Consider the following 17491-nt stretch of genomic DNA (forward strand, 5'->3'; position numbering starts at 1 on the left):
CCCGCACCCCCGCACCCCCGCACCCCCGCACCCCCGCACCCCCGCACCCCCGCACCCCCGCACCCCCGCACCCCCGCGCGGCCCACCTCGCGCCTCCCGCCTTCGCCTTCGCCTTCGCCCGCGATCTTGCACTTCCTGCCGGTGCGTAAGGCAATGAAAGGCGCAAATCGGCGACCCAAAGTGCAAGATCGCGCGGGAGCGAGTCCGTCCGTGCCTCAGCCATGCCCTAGCGCCCCGCCCTCGCTCGGGGCGACCCGGTCCCGCCGTGCTGGATACGACCCCGCTCGGCCGTCCGGCCCTCGCTCGGCCGTCTAGCCCGCCTCGCCGCGTCGATCATGGAGTTGTGGTGGGGGATGAAAGTGGCTAACCGGGATACGACAGGCACCACAACTCCATGATCGACGTGTGGGGCGGGGTTGGGGTGGCCGGGCGGATGTGGGTGGGCGAGCGCGGTGGGACGGCGAGGGGTGGGCGAGCGGGGTGGGCAGGTGGGCCAGCGAGGTGGACGGGCGAGCTAGGTGTGTGGGCCAGCGGGGTGGGTGGGCCAGCGGGGTGGGTGGGCGGGGGTGGAGGGCGAGGGGCGGGTGGCCTTTGGAGCGGTTGGTTTTCGGTGGGCTGGTGCAGGATGGCTGTGGTGTCGGTCACGGGGGATCGGCTTTGAATTGGGGTGGGTGGGTGGCGGCGTGCAGCCCAGCAGTGGTGATCGGGGCGGGGGCCGGGTGACAGTGCCGTGTGAGCGGGAGGGGGCGCGTGGTGGGTGACGAGTTCGATGTGGTGGTGGTGGGGGCAGGGCCAGCCGGTGCGGCCGCCGCGTTGACGGCACGCCGGGCCGGTGCCAGCGTGCTGCTGCTGGACCGGTCTGACTTCCCCCGCGACAAGGCGTGCGGTGACGGGATTGCCGCGCACTCCGTCGACGTGCTTGTCGAGCTGGGGGTCACCGAAGCGGTGGCCGGCTACGCGCCGCTGCCCGCACTACGCATGGTCGCCCCGGGCGGCGGATCGGTTGCCCGGGCGCTGCCCCGGCCGGCGTACACAGTGCCCCGGGAGGTTTTCGACGCGCGGCTGGTCGCCGCGGCGGTGGCCGCCGGCGCGCAGTTGCGTCGGCACACGGTCCGCCAGGTCGAGGCGCGTGCCGACCGGGTGGTGCTCGACGGGGAGATCTCCGGCCGGGTGGTGGTGGGCGCGGACGGCGCCGGGTCGGTGGTGCGCCGGGCTCTCGGCCATCCGGTCAACCCGGATCGACACCTGGCGCTGGCTATCCGGGGGTACGCGCCGGCGCTGCCCGGCCCGCCCGAGCAGCTCATCGTGACCTCGAAGGCGCGCTGGCCGGCGTACGCCTGGTCGTTTCCGATCGGCGACGGGCGGGCGAACGTCGGGTACGGGGAGGTGCTGCGTGGCGAGCCGTTGAGTCGCGGCTACCTCCTGGATCGGCTGGTCGCGTTGCTGCCCGGTACCGACCTGTCGACGGTGACCGCGCTGCGGGCACACCATCTGCCGCTGTCCACGCATCGGCCGGCGCCTGGGCGGGGCCGCACCCTGCTGGCCGGGGACGCGCTGTCGTTGATCAACCCGTTCACCGGCGAGGGCATCTTCTACGCGCTGCTCTCCGGGGCGTTGGCCGGTGCCGCGGCGGCCGGTGAGCCCGAGAACGCCGCCCGCCGCTACGCCCACGGGCTTCGCCGTCGTCTCGGCATCCACCTGCGGCACAGTTCGGTTGCGGCCTGGCTGGCCCGGCGTCGACGGGTGGTCGACGCGGCGGTCCGGGCGGCCCGCCGGGATGACCAGGTCTTCGACGATGTGGTGGAGTTGGGGCTCGGCGACGGTCGGCTCACTGCCCGTACGCTGGGCTTGATCGGCATGGAATTGCCGGCCGGGGATCGGCCTCCGAGGCGGTGAGCTGACCGGCGGGTCGCTACGCTGCTAGGTGATGACGCTGCGGAACCTTATCTACTCCGTCTACGAGCGCCGGCTCACGGCGAAGCTCGCGGGCAAACCGGTGCCACGGCACGTCGGGGTGATGTGCGACGGCAACCGCCGCTGGGCGCGGGAGATGGGGTTCGTCGACCCGAACGACGGGCACCGCGTCGGCGCCGCGAAGATCAAACACGTTCTGGGCTGGTGTGACCAGGCCGGTATCGGGCACGTCACCCTCTATCTGCTGGCCACCGACAACCTCCGTCGTCCGGCAAGCGAGCTGGACCCGCTGCTCCAGATCATCGAAGACCTGGTGGTGGAGTTGGCGGAGGAGGGCAATCCGTGGCGGCTGCGCATCGTCGGTGCCCTGGACCTGCTGCCCGCCCAGACGGCTGTGGCGCTCAAGGGCGCGGAGGAACGCACCCGGGACCGCAGTGATGGCGCCGTGGTCAACATCGCGGTGGGCTACGGCGGGCGACGGGAGATCACCGACGCGGTCCGTTCGCTGCTGCTGGAGCACGCCGCGTCCGGTGGCACCCTCGAAGAGCTGGCCGAGGTGCTGGACGTCGAGCACATCTCCGAGCACCTCTACACCCGCGGCCAGCCCGACCCCGACCTGGTCATCCGCACCAGCGGCGAGCAGCGGCTGTCCGGTTTCATGCTCTGGCAGTCGGCGCATTCGGAGTTCTACTTCTGCGAACTCAACTGGCCGGATTTCCGGCACATCGACTTCCTGCGGGCGCTGCGCTCGTACGCCAACCGTCAGCGTCGCTACGGCGTCTGAGCGGGCGCGCCCGCGCCGGCTCAGGGTAGGTGGGTGAGCGCCCGGGTGAGGAAGTCGCCAAGCGCGGCCGGAGACTCGATTGTCAGGTCGGCAGCGTTCGCCACCTCCTGACCGGTTTCGGAGTTGGCGACTGCCACGCACACACCGAAGAAGTCCGGGTCCGCCTCGCCGCGGGCCCGCAGCGCTGCGAACGCCTTGATGTCGGAGACGTCGTCGCCGAAGTACCAGGCGCCGGTGGCTTCCTGGACGACCTCGCCGATCACCATGCCCTTGTCCCGGTCGACGGGCGGCTTGAGCTCCAGCACCATCCGCCCGGCCTGCACCCGCAGCCCCAGCCGGTCGGCCTGCGCCTGCCCCCACTCCTGCACTGTCGCGCCAAGCTGCGGCGCGGTACGCCAGTGCAGAGCGACGGAGAGCCGCTTGTATTCGACGAGCGTGCCGGGGGGTAGCTCCGCTCGGGCCAGGTCGGCCAGTTCCTCCATCGTCGGCACCCACGGCAGGGCGGCCGGCTCGGTGACCGTCTCGCCGCCGGAGTGGCTGTGCTCCAGGCCGTAGAGGCCGTAGAGGTCGACGCCGCTGAGCTCGCCGAGGCGCTCGCGGAGGAAGTCGACGGGTCGCGCGGAGACGATGGCGATCCGCCGGACCACCGGGGCCAACGCCTCGATAGCGGCCAACGCCTTGGGGGCGGGCCGCACAGCGGTCGGGTCATCGTCGACGGGCGCGAGTGTCCCGTCGAAGTCGAAGAAGAGCACCGTTCCGGCGGCCCGGCCTGCGGTGATCTGCCAGGCCTGGTCGGCGTTCAACGGGGTCTTCGGCTGCTGGTTGCCCAGATTCAACGGCGGCACGCGCGTCAGCGTACCCCGGCGATGTGGGCCTATTCCTGGCCGAGCGCACCCGGCCTGGCTGGGTGCCGTCAGCGTTCGGCGGCTCCTCGTCCGCGCCGGCCGAACGGCACCACCGTCGCGTCCTGGCCGTGGCTCAACAGGTAGCCCTCCACGAACCCGGTGTTGCGATCTCCGGTGCGGGTCTCGATCTCGTTGAGCCGCGCCACCAGGAACTCGGTGAGGGCGCTGAGCCGGTTGTTGAGGCGCTCGTGCAGCTCCGCGATGACGGCCAGGATGACGGCCGTGCCGGCGCTGATGAGCGCGAGGAGGTTGACGAGCAGCGGAAGCTGCCCGCCGCTGACCACGAGGGTCACCACGTTGCCGGTCGCCCACAGTGTCATCGACACCGTGGCGACCACGACTGCCAACCACTTCAGGGTCATGGACAGACCCCTCCTTCTGTCCCGCAGGGCTGGGTTCGGCCTTGTCCCGTCCCCCCGCCGACGACGAGCCCAAGCAGTACGACTAGGGACGCTAGCGTGCCCGTTCCGGCCCCGGAGCGAAACGAATGAACCTGACCAGGCGTTCTTTCGCCATCTGAGGAACTAGCCTGCTTGATTCCCTCTATTTCGGACATCGACCGGCAACGTCGGGCGATACGCGAGGTATCTGATGGTTTCGCGGATGTGGAACTTCTCCGCGTCCGACACGTCGGGGTCGATCAGCCGGCGCAACAGAGCCTCCACGTCCGGGTCCATCGGAGGGGCAGGCTGGTTGGCCCGTGGACCGCTCGCGGTGCGGTCCCAACCGAGCGCGGCGAAGGCGGCTGCGGGGTTCAACCCGAGGCCCTCGCAGAAGGCCACCACCCGTTCGGCCTCGGGGTCGCTGGCCCAGTCGCCACGGACCCACCTGTTGATGGTCTGCCGGGAGACGCCGGTACGTCGGGACACCTCGGTGCCGCTCCAGGCCCGGGTGGCTCGCGCCTCGTCGAGGGCGCGCCGGACGAAGGTGGCGAAGGCGATCTTTCGCGCATTGGCCGTCTCGGTCACCCCGTGACGGTACGGCCAAGCGGGAACCGGCGTGCGACCAGGCACGCTGTTGTCACGCAGACGTGACGGGCTCCTCGGATCTCCGGTAAACGATCCAGGGCCACTCTTGAGGGGTGTCACCCGGGCAGAATAGATGCCCGTAGTGGCGAAGGTAAACAGACGAAAAGCTGATACTGTCACGCCCATGGGACAATCTACGGTGTGTCACGTGCATGAGACGATTGGTGCTCGCATGCGTCACGCCCCCGGTGCCAGGGGGGTGTGGTGACCGAGCTCGCCACCCGAGCCCAGGCCTTCGGGCTGATCGCCGACGGGGTGGCCGCAGGGCTGAGCGCCCCGTGGCGCCTCTACCTCGCCCGAGGCTGCCGATACCTGTCGCTGAGCGTCAGCGACCGCACCGAGTGGAACGCCTGGCGTACCCACCTCGGCTGCCCGGAGCTGAGCGTCCGGGTCTACGACGCCGGCGGGGAGATCCGCCGTTCCTCTGTGGCCGAGGTCGTGCTGGACGGCTGCCGGATCAGCGTCGAGCTGGTCGAGGAGGTCAGTACTGACGACCTGGACCGGCTCCTCGTCGTGGACCCGACCGCGGTCGAGCCGGAGGAACGATGAAACGGCGTACGGGCCGCGCCGGGGCCGCCCGATGAGCCCCTTCCTCGCGGTCTTCCTCGTCCTGGTGCTCGCCGCCACCAGCTATGCGGCTGGTCGACTGCACGGGCAGCTGAGCTATCGCATCGGCTACCGCTTCGGTTACCGGCAGGGCTACTTCGACGGCGACAGGGGTGCCTGGAACCGACGGCGGCGTGACGCCCAGGCGGCGATCGCCTCCGCCCTGTCGGTCTCCTCGGCGGGCGCCGTCCGCTCCGCCGGCACCGTGGCACGCTCCGGCACCGTGGCCCGCCCCGGCACCACCTACACCGGCTCGTCGTTCACCGCGCCGGCCGCCCCGATCACCGGGCGGCACCCGACCGGCACGCTCGTTCGACGCACCGGTTGAGCCTGTCGGCGGACCGCTTCGGGGGGAGCGGTCCGCCGACCGGCGCCACGAACGCGGTGCGTCGTCCGCGGCGGACACGCACCGTCGGGGGTCACGTCAGACCGGTGACGGTGGCCCCGCCGGCCGGGATGCGCGCAGGGGGCATGCATCCCGGCCGGCTCGCCGCGCCCCGCCGCCGGCACGTGGTGTCGACCCGGCGGCGCAGTCGTTCACACGGCTGTCTCCGGAGATCCACGATCACGGCACTAGCCGGGACGGGCCGCCGCCGCTAGCGTCTAGGCATGGCGCGGGGTTCTCCCGGGCCAGCCGGTCCGCCCGGATCTGCGACCTCGCACACGGGGTTCCGCATCCGACCCCGTGTCCCCGGGCACCGGACGAGGCGGAACGCGGGTGGCGGGTGCCCATCCGTCGGAGCAGGCCTGTGACGACTCGCCGTATCACCGCCGGTGCCGACCAGACCCCGGCCGCGACTGCCACGACCCGCCGCGCCACCCGGAGCCGCCGTGCGCCGGCCGTCGCGCCGGTCGAGCCCGAGGAGCCGCGACCAGCCGGGCAGGCGTTCGTTCTGGACACGTCCGTGCTGCTGTCCGATCCCGCGGCGTTCCACCGGTTCGCCGAGCACGAGGTGGTGCTGCCGCTGGTGGTCATCACCGAGTTGGAGGGCAAGCGGCACCATCCGGAGCTGGGCTGGTTCGCCAGGCAGTCGCTGCGGATGCTCGACGAGCTGCGGATCCGGCACGGCCGGCTGGACACGCCGGTGCCCGCCAACGACGCCGGCGGCACGCTGCGGGTGGAGCTGAACCACACCGACGACGGGGTGCTGCCGCCGGGCTTCCGTACCGAGAGCAACGACGCCCGCATCCTCTCCGTGGCGCTCAACCTCGCCGCCGAGGGCCGGGACGTCACGCTCGTCAGCAAGGACATGCCGCTGCGGGTCAAGGCCGCCTCGGTGGGCCTGCGGGCCGACGAGTACCGGCACGGCCAGGCCAGCGACCCGACCTGGACCGGCATGTCCGAGCTGGACCTGAGTGAGGAGCAGATCTCCTCGCTGTACGCCGGGGAGACGCTCGACGTCGACGAGGCCGCCGGACTGCCCTGCCACACCGGCCTGGTGCTGCACTCGACGCGCGGCTCCGCGCTCGGCCGGGTGCTGCCGGACAAGTCTGTCCGGCTGGTGCGGGGCGACCGGGAGGCGTTCGGTCTGCACGGCCGCTCGGCAGAGCAGCGCGTCGCTCTCGACCTGCTGCTCGACGAGGCGATCGGGATCGTCTCGCTCGGCGGTCGGGCCGGCACCGGCAAGTCGGCGTTGGCGCTCTGCGCCGGGCTGGAGGCGGTCATGGAGCGCCGCCGGCACAAGAAGGTGATCGTGTTCCGTCCGCTGTACGCCGTGGGTGGCCAGGAGTTGGGCTACCTGCCGGGGTCGGAGTCGGAGAAGATGTCGCCGTGGGCGCAGGCGGTCTTCGACACGCTCGGCGCTGTGGTGCACGAGAACGTGCTGGAGGAGGTCACCTCGCGCGGCATTCTCGAGGTGCTGCCGCTGACCCACATCCGGGGGCGCAGCCTGCACGACGCCTTCGTGATCGTCGACGAGGCCCAGTCGCTTGAGCGCGGGGTGCTGCTGACAGTGCTGTCCCGGATCGGGCAGGGCTCGCGGGTGGTGCTCACCCACGACGTGGCGCAGCGGGACAATCTGCGGGTCGGCCGTCACGACGGTGTGACTGCCGTCATCGAGGCGCTGAAGGGCCATCCCCTCTTCGCCCATGTCACGCTCAGCCGTTCGGAGCGCTCGCCGATTGCCGCGATGGTGACGGATCTTCTGGAGGACATCCCGCTTTGATGGGTGGTTTGTAGGGCTTCGTCCATATTTTATTTGTGGCGCAGATCACAAAGCGGCTTGTTGGTTTCCCATCAGCCTCACTGTGCGCGATGGTGTCCAACGAGCGCCCACGCACCACTGGGATCGCTGGTGATCGTTGTCCAGGGATGGGCAACGTCGGTGACGATCGGTGCGTCGGCGCGACCGGCACACCGGTCGGGGCGCTCGCGGCACGGCTGACGGCCCCTGTGGCCCGGCGTCGCGCCGTGTCCTTGCCCCCGACGAAGGGACCACTTCGTGAGTCGGCTGTGGAGCCGGTTGGGCGCCCGTACGGCTGCTGTCGCGCTGCTCTCCGTGGGCGTTGCCGGTGGCTTCTACCTGGGCGAAGACCGGGAAACTCAGCAACAGGGCCTGACCGCTCAGGTCGGCCTTGAGGTAGACCGGGCGGACCTCGCCTACCAGCGTGAACGGCAGGCCACCCACCAGGTCGCGTTCGCCAAGCAGCGGGCCGCCGAATACCAGGCCAAGCTGCGGGCCGAGCAGGCCGCCAAGGAGGCCGCCGAGCGGGCCCGCAAGGCCGAGGCAGCCGCAGCCGCCCGCAAGGCCGAGCGGAAGGCCGCCGAGAAGGCTGCCACGCAGGCCGCCAAGCCGTACGACGGGCCGATCCCGGCATCCTGCGCCGAGTACAGCGGCAACCGCAAGATCGGCTGCGCGATGATGATCGACGCGGGCTTCGGCATCTCCGAGTTCCCCTGCCTGGAGAAGCTCTGGACCAAGGAGAGCGGCTGGAACCACAAGGCCCGCAACTCCTCGTCCGGCGCGTACGGCATCCCCCAGGCGTACCCGGGCAGCAAGATGGGCTCCGCCGGCGCCGACTGGCAGACAAACCCCGCCACGCAGATCAAGTGGGGGCTTGGCTACATCAAGGGCAGGTACAAGACGCCCTGCGGTGCCTGGACGTACTTCCAGAACAACAACACGTACTGACGATCTCCACGGCGGGGCGGGTGGGCGACCATCCGCCCCGCCGTCGTCGTACACCTGACTGCTCGGACGGGACGTGAGTGGCGGTCGGCCCTTTTTGCTGATAGCAGTTGGGGGGTGACCCTGCACCCGTCAAGCGGCGACCCGTTCCGATTCGGCACCGAGGCGTTCTACGCTGCGCTCGGTCGGGCCTTCGTCGCGATGTGCGCGGTGGTCCCGTTCCTCTTCTTCATCGAGGCCGTCGACCAGGGCCTCGACTTCGGCCTGGATGCCACGGCCGGCATCATCCCGCAGCGTATCGACGGGCTCGACGGGGTCTTCTTCTCGCCGTTTCTGCACCACGGCTTCGACCACCTCTACAGCAACAGCATCCCGCTGATCCTGCTCGGCACCTTCGTGCTGGCCGCCGGGGCCCGCCGGTTCCTCTGGTCGACTCTGATCATCATCCTGGTGAGCGGGCTCGGCGTGTGGTTCACCGGCTCGCCCAATTCGGTGGTGGTCGGCGCCAGCGGGGTGATCTTCGGCTACCTGGGCATCCTGCTCACCCGGGGCATCGTCGAGCGCAGCTGGTGGAACTTCGCCGTCTTCCTGCTTGTCGGCCTGCTCTACGGGTGGCAGTTGGTCGGCATCCTCCCCACCGACGAGCGGATCTCCTGGCAGGGGCACCTGTTCGGGCTGCTCGGTGGCGTCGTGGCGGCGATCCTGTTCCGCCGCCGCCGTCCGACAGTGGACGGGCCGGACTATTCGGGGTCCACCCTCAGCCTGCCCTGACCTGCTCGTCGGCGCGCCTCTGGGACGTGCTTGCCCGACCGCTGCCACCCGCTTACCGTCGTGATCAGCACGCGTTGATCCGTGAGCGGAAAGCGACGGTACGCCATGCACGAGGTCGATGTTGCCGTGATCGGGGCCGGCCCGTCCGGGCTCTTCGCCGCGTACTACGCCGGTTTCCGTGGTTTGTCGGTGGCGGTGATCGACGCGCTGCCGGAGCCGGGCGGCCAGGTCAGCGCCATGTACCCGGAGAAGCTGATCCTCGACGTGGCCGGGTTTCCCTCAATCAAGGGCCGCGACCTGGTGTCCAATCTGGTCGCCCAGGCGGCCCCGTTCGGCCCGCGGTACCTGCTCGGCACCCGGGCCGAGAAGCTCTCCTACGCCGACGGCCGGCCGGTGCTCGGCCTCGCCGGCGGCGACCAGCTCGCCTGCGGTGCGGTCGTGATCACCGGCGGGCTGGGCAGCTTCAGCCCACGACCGTTGCCCTGCGCCGACGGCGCGCCCGGCACCGGGATCGTCTACTTCGTGACCGACCCGACCGAGCTGACCGACCGGGACGTGCTGATCGTCGGCGGCGGGGACTCCGCCTTCGACTGGGCGTTGGCACTGCAACCGCTTGCCCGCTCGGTGACGCTCGTGCACAGGCGGGAGAAGTTCCGGGCGCACGCCTCGACTGTCGCCCGGGTGCTGTCGCTGCCGGTACGGGTGGTGGTCAACGCCGAGGTCACCCGGCTGCTCGGCGAGGGCACCGTGACCGGTGCGGAGGTGACAGTGCGCGGTGGCGCCGCCGAGACGCTGCCGGTGGACACCGTGGTCGCCGCCCTCGGTTTCACGGCCGACCTGGGCCCGCTCGCCGAGTGGGGCCTGCGCCTGGACCGCCGGCACATCCTTGTCGACAGCGCGATGGCGACGAACCTGCCCCGGGTCTTCGCGGCCGGTGACATCACCGAATATCCGGGCAAGGTCCGGCTCATCGCCACCGGGTTCGGCGAGGCCGCCACGGCCGTGAACAACGCGGCGGTGGCAATCGATCCCAGCGCACACCTGTTCCCCGGGCACTCCTCCGACGCCGGCTGACCGTCGGTACCGGACCCTGACCGGTCCGTGTGCGGATCGAGACGGGTCGACCGGACCCTGAGGGGATGACGGGGACCGATACACCGCGCGATGGCGCACCGACGACACTGGCGTGGCTCTGCCACCCCAGCACCCTGCTAGCCCTGCTCGTCCTGGTCGTCAACGACCATGTGCTGAAGCAGGCCTTTCCGGGCCTGCTGACCGGCAAGTTGAGCGACGTCGCCGGCCTGGTGCTCGCACCACCGCTGGTCGCGGTGCTGCTGACCGTCGTGGTGCCGCGGTTGCCGGCCCGGATCGCCGCGCTGGTCGGCCTGGTCGCGGTCGGTGCCGGGTTCGCGGTCGTCAAATCCAGCGGGTACGCCGCCGAGCTGGCCTCGTCGGCTTGGACCGTGCTTGCCGGACCCTCGCTGGTCCGCGCCGACCCGACCGACCTGCTCGCCCTGCCGGCGCTCGGGCTGGCCGGGTGGAGCTGGAAGCGGTCCCTTCGCCGGCCGGTGCGTCAACGGACCGCCCGGCTGGTCCGGCTGCTGGTGGTGCTGCCGCCGGCGGTGTTGGCGGTGGCGGCGACGAGCGCTGTCCACTACCCGTACGCGATCAGCACGGCACTTGTCGACGGCCACCCGGCGGTCTCGGTCGGCTCCGGTACCGATCTCACCCCGTGGCCGACGAGCGCGACGGACGGCCGTTGGTCGGTCAGCGACGACCTAGGTGCCACCTGGCGAGAAGTCGACCTCGACGAGCAACGGCGACTGTCCAGCCAGAGCGCCGGCCAGCGGCAGGCGTGCGTGCCGGCCGACCCCCGACGGTGCTACCGGGCGGTCGCCGGGCACCTTCGGGTGGAGCAAAGCGACGACGGCGGCACGACCTGGCATGTGGCCTGGGAGGTGTCGGACGCCCAACGGGAGGACTTGGCCCGGCGGTCCTGGAGTCCGGGCGACGTGGAAAGGCACTTCGCCTCCCGCGACCTGATCGTCTACCCCGCGGGCAGCGGTGGTCATGAGGTGCTCGTCGCCAACGGCCGGGACGGCTTCGTACATCGCTGGTCGGACGGCGGGTGGCGGCGTGTCGGCTTCCTCGGCGACGCGTACATCGGTGCGCGGGGCGCTCCCCCCGCGTTGGGGAGCGGCGGACCCGCTCAACGTCAGCTGGACCTGCTGCTCGCCGTCGCGCTCGCGCTGACCCTCGGCTCCATGGTCACCGTGCTCGCCGGCCACCTGGCGATCCGCCGCGGCCGGGGTCCCGGCTGGTGGGGGTTCACCGGCGGCCTGTCGGTGCTGCTCGCGGGGACCTTGCTGACGGTGGTCTGGGGCCGCGACGACGACACCGACACGTTCATGGCGCTGCTGTTCATCATCGTGCCCCTGGGCTTCCTGGCCACGACAGCCCTGCTCGTGCGACCCCGCTACCAGGGCGCAACGCCCCGATGGACCAGGAGGACGCTGAGCACTTTCCTGCTCACCGTGCTGCTCGCCGGGCTGCCGCTGATCGGCTGGCTGTACGGCACGCCGGCGCGGACCCGGGCCGCTGTGACGCTTGCCCTGCTGGCCGCGGTGCCGGGCCTGTGGCTGGCCGTCCGGAACGCCCGCCTGGTCGACGCGACCCGCGCGTACGAGCGTCGGCACCCGGTGCGCCCGCCGACGGTGCCTGACCCGCCCTACCCGGCGGGGCTGCCACCCCGCTGAGCGCTCGGCGCGCGGACCGGGTCAGCGGCGGGCCTGCGGCGCGAGCGCGGCGACAAGCACGGCCACCAGGGTCAGCGCGGCTCCCAACAGGGTGGTCACGCCTGCGTGCGACGCCGTGGTGGGCAGCACCAGGTCCAGCAGGAGCGCGCTGACGACCTGGCCGGCGATGGTGGCCAGGCCGAGCAGCAGCACACCCGTGAACCGCACGACGGCGGCGGCGATCGCGATGAACACGACGCCGATCGGGCCGCCCAGGTAGAGCCACGGCTCGCTCGGCAGGTGGCCGGCCGGCCGGCCGCGTCCGGCCAGGTCGATCGAGAACGCGACGAGCAGTGCGACAGTGCCGACTGTGAAATTGACGAGCGTGGCGGTCAACGCGTTGCCGGTCGCCGCCCGGACCCGGCCGTTGGCTGCCTGCTGCCAGGCGACGCCCACCCCGGCCAGCATGGGCAGCAGCGCCAGTGCCAGCGAGCCCGGATCGTTCAGACGGTCGCCGACCGCCAGGACCACCGCGAGCACTGTCAGCACCGCGCCAGCCAGCCGCTGCCGGGTGACCGGCTGGCGACCCATCGGCCCGATCCCCGCCCGGTCCACGGCGAGGCTGCTGCCGGACTGGCCGGCGACCACCGCCACGGTGAAGACCGCCACACCCAACCTGCCGATGGTGAGCCCCTGGGTGGCAACCAGGAAAGCCCCGCACGTGCCGCCGAGGCACTGCCACGGCCGCAGCACACCGGTCCGCAGGGCGGACCGCAGCGCGACAAGCCCTCGCCGCCCGGCCGGGGTGGCGGGCACCAGCACAAGCAGCACCAGCAGACCCAGCCCGAACGAGACCAGCGCGGCGGCGAACCCGTCGGCCAGGCGTACGCCCAACTCGCCGTTGATCTTGGACTGCGCCGCCACCGCGACCCCGGAGACCGACGCCAGCGCGACGCCGGTGATCCGGCGGGTGGCGGACAGGGCCTGCGGCGTCGCCGTGGCGGTAACTGTCACTCCTGTTCGGCGAGCGGACGACCGTCGAAGTCGACAGCGGAGTACAGGGCCAGCTTCTCCAGACGGTGGTACGAGTCGATCACCCGGATCGTGCCGCTCTTCGATCGCATCACTATCGACTGGGTGTACGCGCCACCCGCCCGGTAGCGCACCCCGCGCAGCAGGTCGCCGGAGGTGACACCCGTCGCCACGAAGAAGCAGTTGTCGCCCGTGACCAGGTCGTCGGTGCCCAGCACCCGGTCCAGGTCGTGCCCGGCGGCGAGCGCCTTCTCGCGCTCCTCGTCGTCGCGCGGCCACAGCTTGGCCTGCATGGCGCCACCCATGCACTTCAGTGCGCAGGCCGAGATGATGCCCTCCGGGGTGCCGCCGATGCCCATCAGCACGTCGACGTCCGACTCGCCCCGGGCCGCCGCGATGGAGCCGGCGATGTCGCCGTCGGAGATGAACCGGATGCCGGCCCCGGCCCGGCGGATCTGCGTGACCAGGTCGTCGTGGCGGCTACGGTCCAGCACGCAGACCGTCACCTCCGACACGTCGGTGCCCTTGACCTTGGCGATCCGGCGCAGGTTCTCGGCCACCCCGGCGTTGATGTCCACCACATCGGCGTACGCGGGGCCGACGGCGAGCTTCTCCATGTAGAAGACGGCACTCGGGTCGAACATCGCACCCCGCTCGGACACGGCGAGCACCGCCACCGCGTTCGGCATGCCCTTGCTCATGAGGGTGGTGCCGTCGACAGGGTCGACCGCGACGTCCACCTCCGGGCCGGTGCCGTCGCCGACGTGTTCACCGTTGAAGAGCATCGGGGCGTTGTCCTTCTCGCCCTCGCCGATCACCACGACGCCACGCATCTGGATGGAGTTGATCAGCTTGCGCATGGCGTCGACGGCGGCTCCGTCGCCGCCCTCCTTGTCGCCCCGGCCGACCCAACGGCCAGCGGCCATCGCCGCTGCCTCAGTGACCCTTACCAGGTCGAGGGCAAGGTTACGGTCGAGATCCTGTGGGATCCGCGTCCTGGTGTTCGTCATGACGGGTGCTCCTCCTCGCGACGGTGCGGGGACAGCCGACGAAAGGGCGGCCCCACCGTCGGCTTTGTCGCTGATCCTCACACGATGGCCGACCCGCGGTCGGCGCGGGGCGGTGATGGGCCGGATACCGCCGGTCGAGCGGCTGCGATGATGGGGAGGTGGAACCCGCACAGCCAGCCGATCGCGTACCCGCTGACCGCACGCCGCCCGACGGCCAGCCGCCGGCCGGCCCCCCTGCCGGTACGGTGCCCGGCGCGACTGGGCCGGCGACGCCGGCCGCCGGGGAGCCTGCCCTGGTCGCCTCGGAGACGGCGGAGCAACCTCCGGTGGACCGGCCGACCCCGCCCGGAGCCGGCGGCGGTGCTGGCGCGGGCGGGCGGCCCACGCCGCCACCGAGGGCGACGGCCGCGAAGTCCGAGCGGTCGCCGAAGGACATGGCGATCTCACTGCTTGTGCTGCTGATCCCGATCGCGCTGCTGCTGGCGTTCTACAGGGGCTTCCTCGGTGGCGACCAGGCCACCGAGATCGACCCCGCCCCGGCGATCGAGCAGGCCCAGTCGGCGAACTCCTTCCCGGTGAGCCAGCCGCAGGGGCTCGGCTCCGACTGGCGGACGGTTAGCGCCCGCTACCAGACCGTCGAGGGCGGCGCGAACCTGCGACTCGGCTACCTGACGCCGGAGGGGCGGGGCGTGCAGCTGTTGCAGAGCAGCCTGCCGGCGGAACAGCTGCTTCCCGCCGAACTGACCGCCGAGAGCCAGCCACAGGGCCAGACGGAGCTGGCCGGGCGCACCTGGCAGCGCTACACCGCCAGGGGAAACCAGCAGGCGCTGGTCTTGCTGGAGCCGACCCGAACGGTGCTCATCGTCGGCGATGCCCGGGACAACGAGCTGCGCGAACTGGCCGGAGCGCTGCGCTGATCGGGCCGACATCGATACACCCCGTAGAAGGGTGATTGTCCGACCCATCGGCAGGGAACAAAGAGGGAGTGACCCGGGCGCGATGCTCGGCCCGGGTCGCGCGGCGCGGCCGACGGTGCTGCCGCGTCGCCCGGTTTCCGGCGCCGACCAGGTCGTCGGGTGACCCCCTTGGGAGACACACATGACTGTTCGACGACTCAGTGCCGGCCTGGTAGCCGCCGCTCTGTTCACGCCCGCCCTGGCCGCCTGCGCCGGCGGAACGACAGGCACCGCCGGATCGACAGCCACCCCGACGGTGAGCGCGTCCGGCACGCCCAGCGCGTCCGGCGCCCCCGTGGCCGGCGACGCCAAACAGGCACTGCTCGACTCCACCAAGGAGATCAGCAACGGCAACTTCCGGTTCACCCTCTCCGGCGCCGGCTCCACGGCCGAGGGGCAGGTGCACCAGCCGAGCCAGAGCGCGGCGTTGAAGTTCGCCATCGGCGGCCCGTCTTCTGACCTGGCCATGAAGCTCGACGTGATCCACGCCAAGCCGGACAGCTGGGTCAAGCTGGAGCTGACCGGCCCCGCCGCCGACAGCCTGCCCGCCATCAAGCAGCTCAACCTCGGCAAGTACCAGCACCTGGACCAAGCCCGCATCAAGGGCAACAAGAACCTCGGCTTCGACTTCGACAAGGTCGACCCGGCCGGCAGCGCGGTGCTGACCCAGGGCATCACCGAGGTACGCAGCACCGGCACCGGCACGTACGCCGGCACCATCGACATCACAAAGGCGGCCGAGGCCGGCTCGCTCAACGCCGCCACGATCGCCGCGCTTGGCACCCAGGCGAAGACCGTCCCGTTCACCGCGAAGGTGGACCCGCAGGGCCGGCTCAGCGAGCTGGTGCTGCAACTCCCGGCCGCCGGTCAGACCGCCGCCCAGGAGATCAAGATGACGTACTCGGACTACGGTGCCGCCACGGCCGCGCAGAAGCCGCCGGCGGACCAGGTCGTCGAGGCGCCGGCCGAGCTCTACAGCCTGTTCAACTGACGTACGCGGGTGGGGCGGCTCCGGTCGCCCCACCGGCGGATCCTGGCGCGTTCAGGAGCGCTCTCAGGAGGCGGGTTCCTGGCGTGCGGCCTCGATGCGCGCCCGGGCGCCGTCCAGCCAGCGCTGGCAGATCACCGCCAGCGCCTCGCCGCGCTCCCAGAGCGCCAGCGACTCCTCCAGGGACGTGCCGCCGGCCTCCAGCCGCTCGACCACGGAGGCCAGCTCGGCCCGCGCCTGCTCGTAGCTGAGCCGCTCGTCCGGCCCGGCCTTCGTGTCGTCAGTCATCGCGTCCATCTCAGCACACCTCTCCCGCGGTCAGCGTGTCGCCACCGCCGCCCTGTCGCTGCTTTCGCGCAGTCGTCGGTCAGCCGTCCACTGTCGCGGCCAGCTCGCCGTCGGCAAGGCGTACCCGCAGGGGGTCGCCCTTGCCGACCTCGGTTGCCGCACGGACCACGTGGCCGTCGGCGCGCTGCACTATCGCGTACCCCCGGTCGAGGGTGGCGGCGGGGGAGAGCGCGCGGAGGCGGGCCAGTGTGTGCCGCAGCTCGGCTTCGGCGCCGGTGAGCCGGTGGTCGAGGCAGCGGCCGGCCCGTTGGCGCAGCGCGGCCAGCTCGGTCGCGCGGTGCTCCACCATCACCTGCGGCCGGGCCAGCACCGGCCGGGAGCGCAGGCTGTCCAGGCGGTGGGTCTCGCGGTCGACCAGGTTGCGGACCGCCCGTTGGAGGCGGTGCCGTGCCTGGCCGATGAGGCGTACCTCCTCGGTGAGGTCGGGGACCACCCGCTTGGCCGCGTCGGTGGGGGTGGAGGCCCGCAGGTCGGCGACGTAGTCGATGAGCGGCGCGTCCGTCTCGTGGCCGATCGCGCTGACCACCGGGGTACGGCAGCCGAACACCGCGCGGCAGAGCGCCTCGTCGGAGAAGGGCAGCAGGTCCTCGATGCCGCCACCACCCCGGGCGATGATGATGACGTCGATGCTCGGGTCGGCGTCCAGCACCTTGAGCGCGTCGATGATCTGCGGAACGGCGGACGGGCCCTGCACCGCCACGTTCACCGTCCGGAACTCCACGGCCGGCCAGCGTCGCCGGGCGTTCGTCAGCACGTCCCGTTCGGCGGCCGAGGCGCGGCCGGTGATCAGCCCGATGCGGCCGGGCAGGAACGGCAGCCGGCGCTTGCGGGCCCTGTCGAACAGCCCTTCGGCGGCGAGCAGTTTCTTGAGCTTCTCCAGCCGGGCCAGCAGCTCGCCGAGGCCCACCTGCCGGATCTCGTCGGCCCGCAGGCTCAACGTGCCCCGGGCGGCGTAGAACTCCGGTTTGGCATGCAGCACCACGCGGGCGCCCTCGCGCAGCTCGGGTGCGCCGGCGTCCAGTACGTCCCGATTGGTGGTGACGGTGAGGCTCAGGTCGGCCGACGGGTCCCGCAGGGTGAGGAAGACCGTGGTGGCGCCCGGCCGGCGGCTGATCTGTGCCACCTGCCCGTCCACCCAGACCCAGCCGAGCTTGGCGATCCACGCCCCGACCTTCTGGCTGACCACCCGAACCGGCCACGGCTCCTCGGCGGTGCTGGCCCCCACCCGCGCGGAATCACTCACAGGCCCACCCTAAGGCCCACCCCCGTCAGCCCTCGGCGCGTGC

At 71.6% G+C, this 17491-nt stretch carries 18 protein-coding genes; 11 read left to right on the forward strand and 7 right to left on the reverse strand.

The features are described 5' to 3' along the window. The first annotated feature begins 753 nt into the window (after positions 1 to 753). On the forward strand, positions 754 to 1896 hold the full coding sequence (locus ACPXB1_RS01930; protein WP_425734712.1) for an NAD(P)/FAD-dependent oxidoreductase: 1143 nt from the start codon (positions 754 to 756) through the stop codon (positions 1894 to 1896). Positions 1897 to 1927: 31 nt separating this feature from the next. Next, positions 1928 to 2698: an isoprenyl transferase gene (locus ACPXB1_RS01935; protein WP_355596795.1), complete on the forward strand. Its 771-nt coding sequence runs from the start codon at positions 1928 to 1930 to the stop codon at positions 2696 to 2698. A gap of 20 nt (positions 2699 to 2718) precedes the next feature. On the opposite strand, the gene otsB is transcribed toward ACPXB1_RS01935, so the two are convergent. The 3 genes from otsB to ACPXB1_RS01950 form a co-directional block, all read right to left on the reverse strand. Next, on the reverse strand, positions 2719 to 3543 hold the full coding sequence (gene otsB, locus ACPXB1_RS01940; protein ID WP_355596797.1) for a trehalose-phosphatase: 825 nt from the start codon (positions 3541 to 3543) through the stop codon (positions 2719 to 2721). A 68-nt stretch (positions 3544 to 3611) separates the two neighbouring features. Further along, entirely contained in the window at positions 3612 to 3965 is a 354-nt protein-coding gene (locus tag ACPXB1_RS01945) for a hypothetical protein (RefSeq protein ID WP_355633144.1), read from the reverse strand. Between the two features lie 162 nt (positions 3966 to 4127). After that, on the reverse strand, positions 4128 to 4571 hold the full coding sequence (locus ACPXB1_RS01950) for an XRE family transcriptional regulator (protein WP_355596801.1): 444 nt from the start codon (positions 4569 to 4571) through the stop codon (positions 4128 to 4130). A 264-nt stretch (positions 4572 to 4835) separates the two neighbouring features. On the opposite strand from ACPXB1_RS01950, the gene ACPXB1_RS01955 reads away from it, so the two are divergent. The 7 genes from ACPXB1_RS01955 (at position 4836) to ACPXB1_RS01985 (ending at position 11892) form a co-directional block, all read left to right on the forward strand. Then, positions 4836 to 5180, forward strand: coding sequence for a hypothetical protein (locus ACPXB1_RS01955; RefSeq protein WP_053655423.1), 345 nt, complete (start codon positions 4836 to 4838; stop codon positions 5178 to 5180). A 31-nt stretch (positions 5181 to 5211) separates the two neighbouring features. Then, positions 5212 to 5565 carry a hypothetical protein gene (locus ACPXB1_RS01960; protein ID WP_355596803.1) on the forward strand — a complete coding sequence of 118 codons (354 nt, stop codon included), beginning with the start codon at positions 5212 to 5214 and terminating at the stop codon, positions 5563 to 5565. Between the two features lie 421 nt (positions 5566 to 5986). Continuing rightward, positions 5987 to 7402, forward strand: coding sequence for a PhoH family protein (locus ACPXB1_RS01965; RefSeq protein ID WP_355596805.1), 1416 nt, complete (start codon positions 5987 to 5989; stop codon positions 7400 to 7402). A gap of 276 nt (positions 7403 to 7678) precedes the next feature. Next, positions 7679 to 8368: a lytic transglycosylase domain-containing protein gene (locus ACPXB1_RS01970; RefSeq protein ID WP_355629407.1), complete on the forward strand. Its 690-nt coding sequence runs from the start codon at positions 7679 to 7681 to the stop codon at positions 8366 to 8368. A 114-nt stretch (positions 8369 to 8482) separates the two neighbouring features. Beyond that, positions 8483 to 9136: a rhomboid family intramembrane serine protease gene (locus tag ACPXB1_RS01975; protein ID WP_355596809.1), complete on the forward strand. Its 654-nt coding sequence runs from the start codon at positions 8483 to 8485 to the stop codon at positions 9134 to 9136. A gap of 105 nt (positions 9137 to 9241) precedes the next feature. Next, a complete protein-coding gene (locus tag ACPXB1_RS01980; protein ID WP_355596923.1) occupies positions 9242 to 10210 on the forward strand; it encodes an NAD(P)/FAD-dependent oxidoreductase in 969 nt (322 codons plus the stop codon). Between the two features lie 65 nt (positions 10211 to 10275). Then, on the forward strand, positions 10276 to 11892 hold the full coding sequence (locus tag ACPXB1_RS01985; RefSeq protein ID WP_355596811.1) for a hypothetical protein: 1617 nt from the start codon (positions 10276 to 10278) through the stop codon (positions 11890 to 11892). 21 nt (positions 11893 to 11913) lie between these two features. On the opposite strand, the gene ACPXB1_RS01990 is transcribed toward ACPXB1_RS01985, so the two are convergent. After that, complete coding sequence (locus ACPXB1_RS01990) at positions 11914 to 12885, reverse strand: DMT family transporter (protein ID WP_425734713.1); 972 nt, start codon at positions 12883 to 12885, stop codon at positions 11914 to 11916. Continuing rightward, complete coding sequence (gene glpX, locus ACPXB1_RS01995) at positions 12882 to 13913, reverse strand: class II fructose-bisphosphatase (RefSeq protein ID WP_355596813.1); 1032 nt, start codon at positions 13911 to 13913, stop codon at positions 12882 to 12884. Before glpX ends, ACPXB1_RS01990 begins: the two co-directional genes overlap by 4 nt. 158 nt (positions 13914 to 14071) lie before the next feature. Between glpX and ACPXB1_RS02000 the strand changes: the two genes are divergently transcribed. Both ACPXB1_RS02000 and ACPXB1_RS02005 read left to right on the forward strand, forming a co-directional pair. Further along, positions 14072 to 14830, forward strand: coding sequence for a DUF4245 domain-containing protein (locus tag ACPXB1_RS02000; RefSeq protein WP_355629405.1), 759 nt, complete (start codon positions 14072 to 14074; stop codon positions 14828 to 14830). Between the two features lie 181 nt (positions 14831 to 15011). Further along, complete coding sequence (locus ACPXB1_RS02005; RefSeq protein WP_355596817.1) at positions 15012 to 15860, forward strand: hypothetical protein; 849 nt, start codon at positions 15012 to 15014, stop codon at positions 15858 to 15860. Positions 15861 to 15923: 63 nt separating this feature from the next. On the opposite strand, the gene ACPXB1_RS02010 is transcribed toward ACPXB1_RS02005, so the two are convergent. Both ACPXB1_RS02010 and xseA read right to left on the reverse strand, forming a co-directional pair. After that, complete coding sequence (locus tag ACPXB1_RS02010) at positions 15924 to 16145, reverse strand: exodeoxyribonuclease VII small subunit (RefSeq protein ID WP_053655421.1); 222 nt, start codon at positions 16143 to 16145, stop codon at positions 15924 to 15926. A 79-nt stretch (positions 16146 to 16224) separates the two neighbouring features. Then, positions 16225 to 17448, reverse strand: a complete 1224-nt coding sequence (gene xseA / locus ACPXB1_RS02015; RefSeq protein WP_355596819.1) for an exodeoxyribonuclease VII large subunit — start codon at positions 17446 to 17448, stop codon at positions 16225 to 16227. Between the last annotated feature and the right edge of the window lie 43 nt (positions 17449 to 17491).

This window comes from Micromonospora sp. DT68 (genome assembly GCF_049847245.1).
Classification (GTDB): domain Bacteria; phylum Actinomycetota; class Actinomycetes; order Mycobacteriales; family Micromonosporaceae; genus Micromonospora; species Micromonospora profundi.